At 36.3% G+C, this 15046-nt stretch carries 11 protein-coding genes; 10 read left to right on the top strand and 1 reads right to left on the bottom strand.

Annotated elements, in window-relative coordinates; translation table 11 throughout:
- Positions 1–87: 87 nt before the first annotated feature.
- The 9 genes from RV15_RS08195 to melA all read left to right on the top strand — a co-directional run bounded on the left by RV15_RS08195 (position 88) and on the right by melA (position 11407).
- On the top strand, positions 88–1545 hold the full coding sequence (locus RV15_RS08195; protein ID WP_071877568.1) for a L,D-transpeptidase: 1458 nt from the start codon (positions 88–90) through the stop codon (positions 1543–1545).
- A 266-nt stretch (positions 1546–1811) separates the two neighbouring features.
- Positions 1812–1991 carry a 2-hydroxymuconate tautomerase gene (locus RV15_RS08190; RefSeq protein WP_071877567.1) on the top strand — a complete coding sequence of 60 codons (180 nt, stop codon included), beginning with the start codon at positions 1812–1814 and terminating at the stop codon, positions 1989–1991.
- 374 nt (positions 1992–2365) lie between these two features.
- On the top strand, positions 2366–4306 hold the full coding sequence (gene thrS / locus RV15_RS08180) for a threonine--tRNA ligase (RefSeq protein WP_071877566.1): 1941 nt from the start codon (positions 2366–2368) through the stop codon (positions 4304–4306).
- Positions 4307–4458: 152 nt separating this feature from the next.
- The gene (locus RV15_RS08175; RefSeq protein ID WP_071877565.1) at positions 4459–6579 is read left to right on the top strand and encodes a penicillin-binding transpeptidase domain-containing protein; all 2121 of its coding nucleotides are present in this window, start codon (positions 4459–4461) and stop codon (positions 6577–6579) included.
- A 127-nt stretch (positions 6580–6706) separates the two neighbouring features.
- Complete coding sequence (gene rpmG / locus RV15_RS08170) at positions 6707–6856, top strand: 50S ribosomal protein L33 (RefSeq protein WP_002296119.1); 150 nt, start codon at positions 6707–6709, stop codon at positions 6854–6856.
- 321 nt (positions 6857–7177) lie between these two features.
- On the top strand, positions 7178–8023 hold the full coding sequence (locus tag RV15_RS08165) for a hypothetical protein (RefSeq protein ID WP_245791283.1): 846 nt from the start codon (positions 7178–7180) through the stop codon (positions 8021–8023).
- Between the two features lie 111 nt (positions 8024–8134).
- Entirely contained in the window at positions 8135–8920 is a 786-nt protein-coding gene (locus RV15_RS08160) for an alpha/beta fold hydrolase (protein ID WP_071877563.1), read from the top strand.
- Positions 8921–9104: 184 nt separating this feature from the next.
- Positions 9105–9947, top strand: a complete 843-nt coding sequence (locus RV15_RS08155; protein ID WP_071877562.1) for an AraC family transcriptional regulator — start codon at positions 9105–9107, stop codon at positions 9945–9947.
- Between the two features lie 149 nt (positions 9948–10096).
- The gene (gene melA / locus RV15_RS08150) at positions 10097–11407 is read left to right on the top strand and encodes an alpha-glucosidase/alpha-galactosidase (RefSeq protein ID WP_071877561.1); all 1311 of its coding nucleotides are present in this window, start codon (positions 10097–10099) and stop codon (positions 11405–11407) included.
- A gap of 58 nt (positions 11408–11465) precedes the next feature.
- Here melA and RV15_RS08145 read toward each other — a convergent pair whose 3' ends face one another.
- Positions 11466–12005 (bottom strand): DUF924 family protein, encoded by a 540-nt coding sequence (locus RV15_RS08145; protein ID WP_071877560.1) that lies wholly within the window; start codon positions 12003–12005, stop codon positions 11466–11468.
- Between the two features lie 536 nt (positions 12006–12541).
- On the opposite strand from RV15_RS08145, the gene RV15_RS08140 reads away from it, so the two are divergent.
- Entirely contained in the window at positions 12542–15040 is a 2499-nt protein-coding gene (locus RV15_RS08140; protein ID WP_071877559.1) for an adhesive domain-containing protein, read from the top strand.
- Positions 15041–15046: the final 6 nt, after the last annotated feature.

Raw genomic sequence — 15046 nt, 5'->3', positions numbered from 1 at the left:
GAGTTACTTCCATTTATTTAATTTCTATAAACAGAAAAGGCGTTCATCAAAAGAAACATATAAATCATAAAAAAGGAAGATAGCTCAATGGAAAATGAAGAATCAGTTAGTCGCTCGACAAAAAATACAAGAGCGCCCCTAAATAAGAAGAAAAAGAAATGGTTAGTTCCTGTAGTTGGTTTGTTGATTTGCTTAGCACTGGTATTTACTGGCGGGCTTGTCTACTTCCAATCACATTTTTTCATCACGGCAAAAGCAAATGGTGTTGACATCAGCTTATTAAACGCAAAAGATGCGAAGAAGAAGCTGGAAGAGCTGAATAAAGCTGAAGCTGTTGTTATTAAAGTGAACGACAAAGAAGAAAAAATAGAATTACCTGAAAAATACGAAATTTCAGAAGAATATCTGAAACAAAATATTGGGGATCGTTCTATTAAATTACCGATCAATGAAGACTATAAAGCGGAGTTAAAGAATAAGCTGAACGAGCTGACCTTTGAAGAAGGAACGCCAAGTCAAGATGCTCGGATCGAAAAAGTTGATGGTAAGTATCAAATTCTAGCAGAACAAACTGGGACAAACGTTGATAAAGAAGCTTTGATGAACCAAGTCTTGAAAGATGTTGACGAAAATAAAGGCAATTATGTTTATGATGTAAAAGAGTTTTACCAAAAGCCCGCACTTACAAAAGATGATAAGGGATTACAGGAAAAACTAGCAAAATTGTCTAAAAAAGAAAATAAAGCAATCACATTAGATATCAATGGCGAAAAGTTGACTCTTACAAAAGAAGAGCTACAGTCATTTATGGATGTAAATGGAGATGTTGATTCAAATAAGGTCTATGCCTGGGTGGAGCAAACTAATCAACAATATGGTTCGATCTTTAAGCCAATCATCTTTAAAAATGTGCATGGTGTGACAACTAAGTATAAAAATAATGGCAGCTACGGTTGGGATATCAATATGCCTCAAACAAGAGATTTACTTGTTCAGGCACTGAATAGTGATAAAGACACAGAAACGATTACAGTACCGATTGATGGGGATGTTACACAATCTTCAACGGTTGATAAAGATTATGTAGAAATCGATTTAAACGATCAAAAAATGTATTTCTTTAAAGATGGTGCCAAAGTAGTTGAAACGGATGTCATTACAGGTCGTTACAACAAGGGAACGGCCACTGTTCCAGGATTCCATACTATTTTATATAAAGACACAGATACAAAACTAGAAGGCGAAATGTTGGATGGTTCAAGCTATAGTGTACCAGTAAAATATTGGATGCCATTGAAGAGTTTTGGTGGAGTAGTAACACAAATCGGTATTCATGATGCTGATTACAAGGCAGAATATTTCGGAAATAAAGAAGCGTATAAAACGAACTTCGGTAGTAATGGCTGTATCAATACACCAGGTGCCGCAGTTGCGCAAATTTTCAACGGTGCCTATGCAGGAATGCCTGTCATTATCTATGGACACATCTATGATGATGCACCAGGAGAATTTGATAAACCAGTTGATTATGGTGAACCAGCTTAAAATGTAGTGAGAAGAAGTCTTAAGGGCTTCTTTTTTTATAACATAAAATTAGTGATTGAGCAGAAATAAAAAACTAGGGAAATAATTGAGTAAGGGAAAAACGTTACTAAAATGTATTTCCATGCCAAATTTTTTATCATGGAGAGAATTTGTTTATGAATCAAGAGGCGTCGCTGTTTATTTTGAGGGCTGAGAAATAAATATTTTTTTGTATAAAGTGATATTATTGTAAGAAGAACAATCAAAAATTGAACGGAGGAAACATGATGCCATTTATTCACGTTGAACTAGTTGAAGGTCGCAGTGAGGAACAACTAACTAATATGGTTAAAGAAATTACAGAAGTAGTATCTAAAAATACTGGAGCGCCCAAAGAGAACATCCATGTTATTGTAAATGAAATGAAAAAAGGACGCTACGCACAAGGAGGTCAATGGAAAAAATAAGCATTTTAAAGAAATACTTGCTTTTTATTTCAAGAAGTGTTTAAATTAACACATAAATGATTGATGAGAAAGACAACTGAACTTGCAAGCAGTCTTTTAGAGAGGAAAATCTCGGCTGAAAATTTTCCAGACCTGCACAAGGAATGACCACTTTTTCCAACCTTTGTTGAAGCAAAGGCGGCCGTCCCGTTAACACGCTTGAGGAACATGGCTGTTTGCTGTGTTTAAAAATAGGTGGAACCACGAACTTTTCGTCCTAGTGTCTGATGATCTTTATCAGATGCTAGGACTTATTTTTTTGCTCAAACGTGCTTATTTTGTTGGAAAGTCGAACATTCTCATAATCAATAATAAAAAAATTGGAGGAAACAAAAATGTCACTCAAAATTACATTCCCAGATGGCGCAGTCAAAGAATTTGAGCCTGGCTCATCAACATTAGACATCGCTAAAAGTATCAGTAACAGTTTAGCTAAAAAAGCATTAGCAGGGAAATTCAATGGCACATTAATAGATTTGAGTCGCCCAATCGAAGAAGACGGGAACATTGAAATCGTAACACCAGATCACGAGGATGCACTTGGGATTTTACGTCATTCATCTGCGCACTTAATGGCTAACGCATTACGTCGTTTATTCCCAAAAATCAAATTTGGTGTTGGTCCAGCCATTGATTCTGGTTTTTACTATGACACTGATAATGGTGAGAATCCAATCACAGCAGAAGATTTACCAGCGATTGAAGCTGAAATGATGAAAATCGTCAAAGAAAATAATCCAATCGTCCGCAAAGTTGTTTCTAAGAGTGAAGCGTTAGAATTATTTGCAGATGATCCTTATAAAGTTGAATTGATTTCAGAGCTTCCAGAAGATGAAGTGATCACCGTTTATGATCAAGGCGATTTCGTTGATTTATGTCGAGGTGTCCATGTGCCATCAACTGGACGTATCCAAGTGTTCCAATTATTATCAGTAGCTGGTGCGTATTGGAGAGGAAACTCCAACAATCAAATGATGCAACGTATTTACGGAACAGCTTTCTTTGATAAAAAAGATTTAAAAGAATTTATCAAGATGCGTGAAGAAGCGAAAGAACGTGACCACCGTAAATTAGGAAAAGAGCTAGACTTATTTATGCTTAATCCAGATGTTGGTTCAGGATTACCATTCTGGTTACCAAAAGGTGCCACAATCCGCCGCACCATTGAACGTTATATTACAGATAAAGAAATCAGCTTAGGTTATCAACATGTGTATACACCAATCATGGCCAACGTTGAGTTTTATAAGAGATCTGGTCACTGGGATCACTATCATGAAGACATGTTTCCACCAATGGATATGGGAGATGGCGAAATGCTAGTCCTTCGTCCAATGAACTGTCCACATCACATGATGGTTTATAAAAATGATATCCACAGCTACCGTGAATTACCAATTAGAATCGCAGAATTAGGTATGATGCACCGTTATGAAAAATCTGGGGCGTTATCTGGGTTACAACGTGTGCGTGAAATGACATTGAATGATGGGCATACCTTTGTACGTCCTGATCAAATCAAAGAAGAATTCCTACGCACATTGAAGTTAATGGTAGAAGTTTATGCTGATTTTGATGTAACAGACTACCGTTTCCGTTTAAGCTTAAGAGATCCTAACAACAAAGAGAAATACTTTGATGATGATGCAATGTGGGAAAGATCTCAAACAATGATCAAAGAAGCGGCTGATGAAGCAGGTATCGATTATTTTGAAGCAGAAGGTGAAGCAGCCTTTTATGGTCCTAAACTAGATGTTCAAGTAAAAACTGCATTAGGGATGGAAGAAACACTCTCTACAATTCAAATTGACGCATTATTGCCAGAACGTTTTGATTTGACTTATGTAGGAGAAGATGGGGAAAATACACATCGTCCGCTGGTTATTCACAGAGGGATCGTTTCGACGATGGAACGTTTTGTGGCTTACTTAACTGAAGTCTACAAAGGCGCTTTCCCAACTTGGCTAGCTCCGATTCAAGCAACAATTATTCCTGTATCAGTTGAAGCACATTCAGATTACGCGTATGAAGTAAAAAAACGCCTACAAGAACAAGGTTTACGTATTGAAGTAGATGATCGTAATGAGAAAATGGGTTACAAGATCCGTGCATCTCAAACACAAAAAATTCCTTATCAAATCGTTGTTGGAGATAAAGAGATGGATGACGCAACAGTTAATATCCGCCGTTACGGCAGTAAAGAAACAGAAGTCATCGATCTGAATATCTTTGTGGATAGTATGGTCGCTGATGTAGCGAATTATAGTAGAAAATAATTAAAAAAATGGACAAAGTGACCAACCTTTGTCCATTTTAATTTATTAAAAATTAAATATTTTCTTAGTAAGAGGATTCCCTCTATTTTTTTTTGCGTTTTTTCGTTACAATAGAGAAGCGAGACTTTTCTCACATGGAGGATTAACAATAAATGAAAAAAATGAGCTTTTTAGATAAATTAAAAAATAATAATGAAGAACCAATAACGCAAAAAAATAAAAAATCACATATTCCGTTTCGATTGAACCTATTGTTTTTTGTGATTTTTGGTTTATTTGTGGCATTGATTGTTCGCTTAGGTTATTTGCAGATTGCCGAAGGACAGCAATATGCACAAAAGGTAGAGGAAAACTCTACTTTAAAAATCAAAAACAGTGCACCTCGAGGCCAGATTTATGATGCGAAAGGTAATTTACTGGTTGGAAACAAGGCTAATTTAGCGATTACTTATACACGTGGCAAAAAGGTTCAGCCAAAAGACATGGTATTAATCGCAAATAAAGTAAACGACTTGATTCACGTACCCGCAGATGAATTAACAGAACGCGATAAAAAGGATTTCTGGTTGGCTAACCCCGAAAATTTAAAAGCAGCCCAAAAACGTTTGACAGATAAAGATAAAGTAGATGAAAAAGGCAATAAAATCACCGATGAAGGAACACTATATGCTAAAACGGTGGAAAAAGTTACGCCAGAGGAAATCAACTTTGATGAGCATACTCTGCAAGCAGCTACTATTTTTAAACGAATGAACTCTGTTGAAGAGCTAAATACCGCTTTTATAAAAAACGAAGGGGTTACTCAGGATGAAATTGCGATAATTGGAGAGCATACTTCAGAAATTGCTGGTGTTTCAACGGGGATGGACTGGGATCGAGAATATCCGAATGAAACGGATCTTAGAGGGTTATTAGGAAACGTATCTTCGCAAAAGGCTGGTTTACCAGCAGAAGAAGCCGATGAGTATATTGCTAAAGGTTATGAGCTAAATGATCGTGTAGGGACGAGCTATTTAGAAAAGCAATATGAAGACGTATTGCAGGGACAAAAAGCAATCTCAGAAGTAACTTTGGACAACAATGGAAGAATCGTGACACAAACACCTGTATCAGAAGGCAAAAAAGGTGAGAATTTAAAATTAACGATTGATATGGCTTTTCAGGCGAAAATAGAAGAAGTCGTTCGAGCACAATATCAGCAGCTTCTAGCAACAGGAAATGCGGCTTATTCGGATGGCGCATACGTTGTTGTGATGAATCCTAAGACAGGTGCTGTGATGGCAATGGTTGCACTAGATCGTGATCCTGCAACAAATGAGTTGACTTCTAATCCACTTGCTACAATCAATAAAGCTTTTGAACCTGGTTCGGTAGTAAAAGGAGCCACGATATCGGCAGGATATGAACAAGGTGTTATCAGTGGAAATGATGTGTTGATTGATGAGCCTTTGCAAATTTTTGGAAGTGAGCAGAAATCGTCTGTTTTCAATAAGGTTTTAGGAAATCAAATTCGTCTTAGTGCAGAACAAGCCTTAGAGTATTCGTCCAATGCTTATATGATGAAGTTAGTCTTAAAAATGATGAAAACAGATTATCAATATAACATGCAACTGCCTTACAACACGGGGGATCCGACCTTGTTTAATGTGTTACGTAAAACATTTGGGGAGTACGGAATGGGTGTTACGACTGGGATCGATTTGCCAGGTGAAGAAACAGGTTTTACAAATAAAGCTTTTGATGACCCTGATAGAGCACCGATGCCTGGACACTTACTCGATTTGTCTTTCGGTCAGTATGATACGTACACAGCGATGCAGCTGGCACAATATGCTGCTACTGTAGCCAATGGAGGCACTCGGTTTGCGCCACATGTAGTTGAAGGAATTTATGATAATAAGTCAGATGGTTCACTCGGTGAGCTAAAAGAAGAAAAGAAACCAGAAGCGTTGAATAAAGTTGATATCACTCCAGAGCAGATGCAAATCATCCAAAATGGCTTTTATGATGTTGTTCATGGAAATGGTGTCTTCACAACAGGTAAATACATGCAAGGCGCCGCACTTGATATTGCTGCAAAAACAGGTACTGCGGAAACAAATGTAGGTGAGCACGTTACTGTAAACAGTAATGTAGTAGCATATGCACCGTATAATGACCCAGAGATTGCGGTGAGTGTCATTTTACCTCACTTAACTAGTGAAAATACTAGACCTAATCAATCTATGGTTACAGCCATCGTTAATGCGTATGCTGAATATAAAGCTCAATAAGATTTGTAAAGTAGTTTTCCTTTACAAATTTCGTTAAAAGGGTAGAAATTCCTGCACAAACATGATATGATATTTGAGGCTAAGAAATATCTTAGAAATACGAAATTAGATATGGGAGGGAAAACACATGCGCGTAAACATTACTTTGGAATGTACTTCTTGTAAAGAACGTAACTACCTAACAAGCAAAAATAAACGTAACAATCCTGATCGTTTAGAAAAACAAAAATATTGCCCACGTGAAAGAAAAGTTACTTTACACCGTGAAACAAAATAAGCTGTACATTTAAACTTTGATTCCTTCTTGTAAGGATTCAAAGTTTTTTTGTTATTAGATTGAAGTACGTAGTTACTATAAAAGTAAAAAGTAAACTTTTCTTTAGACAAGAATTCTTTTATACTTTGTAGATTAAGCATAGTTATTTAATGTTTAAATCTTAAGAAACTTTAAAATGTTTTTTTTAGATGTCCAAAAAATGTCATTTATGTTACTATTTTGTTACAAGGTTGTTAAAGGAGTTTTACTATGAAAAAGCTTATATGGCTCATGGGTCTGTTGTTTTTATGTTCACCTATTATTTGTTATGGAGAAGAAACGATGGGGGAATCAAATTTTGATGCGGCAAATGATTTGACAAGCCGTTATGCTCGTAAGGAAATATTGGATGGGAAAACCACAAGTCTTGAAAAGAAAAAAGATGAGGTTTACTTGACGTTCCCTTTTGATAAGCGTCCTTATATGAGTTTTTCAGGATTTGTATTGAATGGTCCGACGAATGTTTATAGTGGGTTTATTGAAACAATTTTTTATCGAGATAAGATCAAAATCAAAGATATGTATTACGAAAAGAATCCAGTTAAAACGGATAAAATTGGGATTTACTCAACTGATTTGTGCTTTATATCGGAAGAGGACGTTGTGTATCATTACAAAAATATTCCTTACCTAGTTAGTAGTGATAAGCCAACGATTTTCTTTTCAAAGGTTCATTATAATAAAGAAAATGAAACGGTATCTGGTGAGATCAAAATGCCGTCGTCTAAAAATACGTATCAAATTGAGCTGTTTTATACGGATAATGACGATTATCATTATCAAGAAGGAGTAGCAGATAAAAGTGGTCAATTCAATATTGAGTTGAGCCGAGAAGGTCTTGAAGGGAAGATGTATCTCAGAGCTAGTGATGGTTTAGGAAACTATGCTGATGCGTGCGATATTATTGATCAGAAAAGTACAACATACTCCGTTCCAACTGAAGCTTTAGAAACGATCAAAAAAAGTCATAAAGTAGTTAAAGATGCGCCAAAACAAACAAGTAGATTTGTAATAATTCTAGCTCTAATTTTTGGGATATTTATACTTATTTTGGTATTATTGCGTGTAAGAGTCATTATAAAAAGGCATAAAAGGGATAAAAAAATAAAAAATGCAGAAAATAATTAATTTTATTTGTTATTAATATCATTATCTTTTGAGTAAATCAAAAAATAGTAAGAAGATTAATTTAAGGTGTATACTTAAGTAAGCAAAAGCTATTTTTTAGGAGTGAATCAGATGAAGGTCAGTATCAGACATCGATATATAAAAAAGATTCCAGTATTGGAAGTTGTTCCAGATGAGGCTAAAAATAAACCATTACCGTTGATCATTTACTATCATGGTTGGCAGTCAGCTAAAGAGTTATCATTGACCCAAGCCAGAAAGTTAGCAAAAAAAGGAGTACGTGTCCTTTTACCAGATGCAATGAATCATGGTGAGCGAAAAACAGGTCCTATTTCGCCGATTCCTTCCGTAACGTTTTGGGCAAGTATTCAATACAATATTATTGAGTTTGCCCAGTTAGTGCGTCATTTTGATAAGCAAGCATTGATCGAGTCAGATAAAATCGGAGTTGGCGGTGTCTCAATGGGCGGGATCACAACGTGTGCATTATTGTCCCAACATCCGGAAATCAAAGCGGCAGCTTGTATGATGGGAACACCAGCACCACTACGTTATATTGAGCGTGTGATGGAACGCTCCGCTGAAATGAACTTTTTTGTGCCAAGTGATCTACCTTTATTACTTAGCTGGGTAGCGAACTACGATCTTTCAAAAATGCCTGAGACGTTGGCAGAGCGTCCAGTTCTATTTTGGCATGGGACCAAAGATCCTAAAATACCTTATGAAGACATGGCTGATTTTTATCAAATGGTTAAAGGAGAATCGTATGCTAAGCATAGTCAGTTTATTACAGGTGAAGGTGAAGGGCATCTAGTTAAAGGTGAGATGATGGATGTTGTCGCAGATTTTTTTGAAAAGGAATTGAAAATCGAGCATGATTACCTGAAAAATGAATAGACTTATATTGAAATTTCAAGTGTTAGAGATATAACGTTTAAACGTTATATCTCTAACACTTTTTTGATCCAGTATATAAATATTGAAATTTTTTACGAAGGATGAATAACTTTTTTAGCGGGTAGGCTATAATGGAAATAATCATATAAAAGATAGTTGGACAACTTAATTGGAGATGAAAGTTATGGTAGGAGAACAGAGGAATTACAGAGATATTTTTGTGAAGGAGCAATTTTTTAGTGATTTTTATTTTTTTAATGTTGGTCACGAACTTTGTGAAAGCAGTCATCATCATGGACCAACAATGAGAGAAGAGCACGTCATCCATTATATTGTTTCGGGTTGTGGAACATATGATGTTAATGGAATCAAATATCGTCTGGGTAAAGGGGATTTTTTTATTATAAAACCAAATGAAATGACTTTCTATCAAGCAGATGATGAGAAACCTTGGGAATATTACTGGTTTGGTTTTTCTGGATCGATGGTCAAAGAACTACTTTATAGTAATGGCATCGGTCTAACAGATTATGTCGGAAAAGTTGAAAAGACAGATGGGATCAAAACATTATTTGAACAAATTATCGCTTCCAATATGTTCGATGATCGGGAAAAATTAGCGAATCAGGCACGATTTCTGACTTTATTGTCACGTTTTAAATTACAAGAAAAAACGATTCATTCTTCGATTTTAGAAAGTCGAAAACAAAAGTACAGTCAATCATTTTTGCTTTATATCAAAAACAATTATTATCGTGAAGAGCTTTCAATTCGTGAAATCAGTCACTCAATGAGCTTGAATAGTTCTTATTTAAGTCAAGTAATCAAAGATGAGATAGGTTGTTCTCCGATGGGGTATTTAAAAGAATTTCGGTTACAAAAAGCCTCGATTTTATTGGAAACGACTGATTTACCAATTACAGAAGTTGCTTTGGCTGTTGGCTATAAGAGCAGTCAGAGTTTTTCAAGGGCTTTTAAAGATCAATTTGGTTGCTCACCATCAAATTTTTCTGGTCAGAGAAGCTAAAAAAATGCCTTATTTTTCTAAAATAATGTTATGTATATATGAAAACGCTTAACTTATAATGATTTTATTGATTGGCTAGTAATCACTATAGTTGTTCACTTAAGACTGTAGAGGCCTATTCAATTTTTTATATGAGGAGGAGAATAGACATGACAAAGATTTCTTTTATTGGTGCTGGAAGTACGATTTTTGCTAAGAATGTTTTAGGCGATGCGATGTTGACACCAAGTTTACAGGATTCAGAGATTGCGTTGTACGATATTGATGAGGTGCGTTTGAAGGAATCAGAATTGATGTTAAAAACTATCAATAAAAACTCGAATGCAGGACGAGCAACGATTCAGATATATGCAGATCGTAAAGAAGCGTTGCGTGATTCTGATTTTGTGATCAATGCGATTCAAGTTGGCGGATATGAACCAAGTACTGTTATCGATTTTGAGATTCCCAAAAAATATGGACTAAAGCAAACAATTGCTGACACAACTGGTATTGGCGGGATTTTTAGAGGGTTACGAACGTTACCGGTCATGTTTGAATTTGCTAAGGAGATCGAAGAGGTTTGTCCTAATGCTTGGCTGCTGAATTATACAAATCCAATGTGTATTTTAACGATGGGCATGCTGAAGGCAACCAAAGTCAAAACGGTTGGTTTATGCCATAGCGTTCAAGTTTGTGTACCAGAGCTATTCAAACATTTGGGAATAGATAAAGAATATGATTTGGACGATTTTCAATGGAAGATTGCAGGAATCAATCACATGGCATGGTTATTGGAGATTACAAAAGAGGGCAAAGATTTTTATCCAGAAATCAAACGCTTGGCAAGTCTTAAAACAGAACCTCATGACGATGCAGTACGTTTTGAACTGATGAAACATTTTGGTTATTATGTGACCGAGTCCAGCGAGCATAATGCAGAATATCATCCTTATTTTATCAAAAAAAATTATCCGGAATTGATCGATACCTTGAATATTCCAATCGATGAATATTTAAGACGTTGTGTGAAGCAAATCGAAGATTGGGAAAAACAGCGGGCTGATATTGTTCATAATGGCTCATTAGAACATACGAGAAGTCGGGAATATGCTTCTTATATTATGGATGCCATTACGACAGGCAATCCAACCGTGATTGCAGGCAATGTTTTGAATAAAGGGCTGATTACCAATCTGCCAGAAGATTCTTGCGTGGAAGTTCCTTGTTTAGTAGATAAAAATGGTGTACAGCCAGCGTATGTTGGTCATTTGCCAACACAGCTTGCAGCGTTAAACCGCACAAATATCAATGTTCAGGAATTAACTGTTGAAGCTGCAATGACATTGAAAAAAGATAAAATCTATCAAGCAGCGTTATTAGATCCTCATACAAATTCAGAATTATCGATCGATGAAATCAAAGCAATGGTCGATGAGCTAATTGAAGCTCACCGTGATTATTTACCAGAGTACCACTAAGCGATAAGAAATAGGGAAGCAAGCGATTAGCCGTTTGCCTCCCTATTTTTATAGTTCCCTAAAACGAAGATCCTGGTTCTTTTAAAAAGGTAATTTCCTCTGCTGTTGAGTGTCTACCTAAACGATCATTTCGATGTGGATAACGGCCAAAACGTGCTAAAATCTCACGATGTTTTAGTTCAAAGGCAAGATTATGCTCTAATCCTTTTTCCGCAAAATGTTTTAATGCTTCCTCATGAATAACTAAAGATTCGGAATGCATTAGCGGCATGTAGATAAATGCGCGCCGTTCCGTTGTTAAATGCTCCAGCTTCCCTGTTGCAATCGCTTCTTGTGTTAAAATTAAAGCCATACCGTCATAGGCAAAAGAACGTGCATTTCCTCTAAATAAGTTACGAGAAAACTGATCTAAAACAATAATTTCAGCTAATCGACCGTTAATATTTTTTCGCCAAGCTGACTTTTCCCCTTGAGCCACTTGCCTATGAATGTCTGAAAACCTTTCCTTGATAAGATTATCAAAAGCCAAATCCTTTTTAAACCACTGACTAGCTTCAGATTCCTCAAACCAAAATGTAAGTATTTCTTGATAGTCCATTGTCTAACCTCCAATCTTCAAATTTATAAACAATTCAATTTTGTCATAAGAATTACCTAAAAAGGGAAAAGAAAAAAGAGTGGATTTTTTTGCAAATAATAAGAAAAGTAAGTGTTATTTTATTTGTTTGAAAACTGGTATTTTCCGTTTATAAATAAAGCTGACTTCACTTTTTTTAGCTTGACTATTTTGAAAAAATATAGGAATAGCCAAATAAAAAGTAAGAAATGGATGCTTGATTTTTTTATAAAAAACTGGGCATTTTAAAATAAATTTTATATAGGTAAATGAGATGTGTGATTTTAATTCTTTAAACCTATTTTTTACCGAAAATTACAATCCAATTATTTGAAATAAAATTATTTAGATAGTATTCTTTACAATGCAATCATATATTACTTAATTGTCTGTATTGGTCGACCTAGAAACAAGCAGATAAACAAGTTTAAAGATTGAACAAGCTATTCAGTCTTTATGTTACCTAGCTATGCAGAGCTGAATCAGCCTTGCTATGCTTTAAAATTAAGGAGGCAATCATGAAAAAGAATTATCGCGCTACAATTACGTTAGCTGGGGCATTGGTATTATTAACAGCCGCAGTAACACCGAGCTCGCTCGTTTTTTTGGGGAATAGGAATCAGTTTGAAGCAGATGCTGTAGAGTTGACGAATACAGCAGATTTAGCAGATATCAGTATTTTAAAAGGGACACAGTTGTCTTCCAACAAAGGAACTGTCATAAGTGATGGTGTTAAGTTGGAAAAAAATGCAGATTCTACATATGATTTAGATCTTTCATTTAAAGGAACTGCCGTTGCAGATGTTGGTTTAGTGTCACCAAAGGTTATCGTTTTTGCGATTCCTGAAGAATTACGTGGGAAAATCGATGGACCGATTTTGATCAATGCTAGCGCTAAGTTACTTCCAATCGTGCCAGGAGACGTTCCTGTGGTCAAAGATTTGGTTTTGAAAGTAGGGGGTTTTGTAACGAGACTACTTGGGCTGGCAAAACCATTGGGATTGCAACTTGATTCTCTGGAAAAGGCATTTGAAGGACTTAATTCCCTTCAAGAATTAGGCAGCTATCAAGCAACAGTTGAAGGAAAATTATCACCAGACGGTAAATATGTGATGGTCGATTTCACTGATGGATTAGGGCAATATGTTCGTACGACGTATGCAAAATTGTTTAATCCACTGAAAGAAGCTGTCGCTGGATTAAAATTCACTGGACTTCTAGCCATTTTAAATCCAGTTCTTGATTTATTAAAGCCAGCTGTTAATGGTTTGTTGGACCTTGTTGGGAAAATTGCCAATGGAACATCGGATGTGTTAACTCAAGCGTTGCAGGCTAATGTACTTGGTGATGTTGATTTCAATTTTTCTACGAAAGTTTCTGATGTAACAGCTGAAAAGGCAAAGGTAACGGCAATGGCAGTGAATAAACCCGTTATTGATTTAGAATTACTAAATACGATCCATGCAAACGGAGATGCGATCAATCTATATTTCGATAAAGTAGAAGAAGATCCTTTAGCGAATTATTCAGTTGCAAAACCGGTTGTTGAAGATATTTTAGAAGGTATGACAAGTCTTAATGGAAGCGTAGCGATTACTAAGCCAACCCCAGAAGGAGTGACATTTAAGGCAAAAGTCGAATTGCCTAATGGAACCATTCTATCTGAAACGGTCAATGAAGACGGGACATTTTGGATTCCCTTTGGTGACTATCAGCCTCAAGGGAATGATCAGCTAAAAATAGTGATTGAGGCTAGTGTAGATAAATATACCAAAGTTAGTGAGCCGACAATCAAACAAGTAATAGCCGATCCGTTTATTCAATACCCAATCGCAAAACCAATTGTAGCGGATATTATAGAAGGCGGAACTAGCCTTATTGGAAATGTTGCAATCGTTCAGCCAGTACCAGACGGCGTGACATTTAAAGCAAAAGTTGAGTTGCCTGATGGAACAAGCCTGACAAGTTCCATTGATGAAAATGGGGATTTTACGATTCCCTTTGGTGACTATCAACCACAAAGTAATGATCAATTAAAAGTAGTAGTTGAAGCAAGTAACGGGAAACAAACAAAAGTCAGCGAACCGGAAATCAAACAAGTAGTAGCGGATCCATTTTTACACTATGTAGTTACAAAACCAGTGATTGGTGATGTTTTAGAAGGCGCACCTAGTCTTAGTGGTAGTGTTGCTCTAACTCAACCTGTTCCAAGTGGTGTGACTTTTACTGCTAAACTGGCATTACCTGATGGCACGAATTTAACTGCTTCACTCAATGAAGATGGCAGCTTTACGATTCCCTTTGATAAGTATCAACCGCAAGGCAACGACCGATTAAGTGTAACAATTGAAGCGAGTGATGGTAAGCGAACAAAAGTCAGTGAGCCTGAGGTCAAACAAGTGATCGTTGATCCGTTGAAAAACTATCAAGTGCCAAAACCACAGTTCAAAGCTGTAAACGAAGGAAGTAAGGCTATCACAGGTTCAATTGTATTAACAAATGTTCCAGGAGGGACTAAATTATTTATGCACGTTCAGTTTCCTGATGGTTCTGTAAGAAAAGTAGCGATTGAAAATGACGGTACTTTCTTGATTCCTGTAGCAGATAAAAACTTAAAAGAAGGCAATCCGCTAAGATTAGTAACCGTTGCAGAACATGCTCAATCGTTGAAAGGCAAAGAAAGTGACAGTGTGGTTTTTGCAGTTGGTAAGATTCCGTCTTTAGAAGGTTATGTTGTTCCTGCACCAGTTGTAGCGCCAATTTTTGTTGGTGATGCAATAATCAAAGGGTCAGTTAAGATCACGAATCCTCCAGAAGGGACCCAATTTAAAGTTAGAGTGAGGTTTCCAGGAAATGTTTATGAAGAAACACCAGTTAATGCAGATGGCACATTTTCACTAGATGTTTCCGGTCGTCAGCTAGCAGCAGGTACGTCGATCACCTTTAATACAGCGGCAACACTTGGCACTGAAACAGCAGCAAGCGGTAGAATCATTGTTTCTGTCGGTGCCAAATAAATATAA

The sequence above is a fragment of the Enterococcus silesiacus genome (assembly GCF_001886225.1).
Lineage (GTDB): Bacteria > Bacillota > Bacilli > Lactobacillales > Enterococcaceae > Enterococcus_L > Enterococcus_L silesiacus.
The sequence above is the reverse complement of the archived record's forward strand: the minus strand, read 5'-3'. Positions and strand labels throughout refer to the sequence as shown.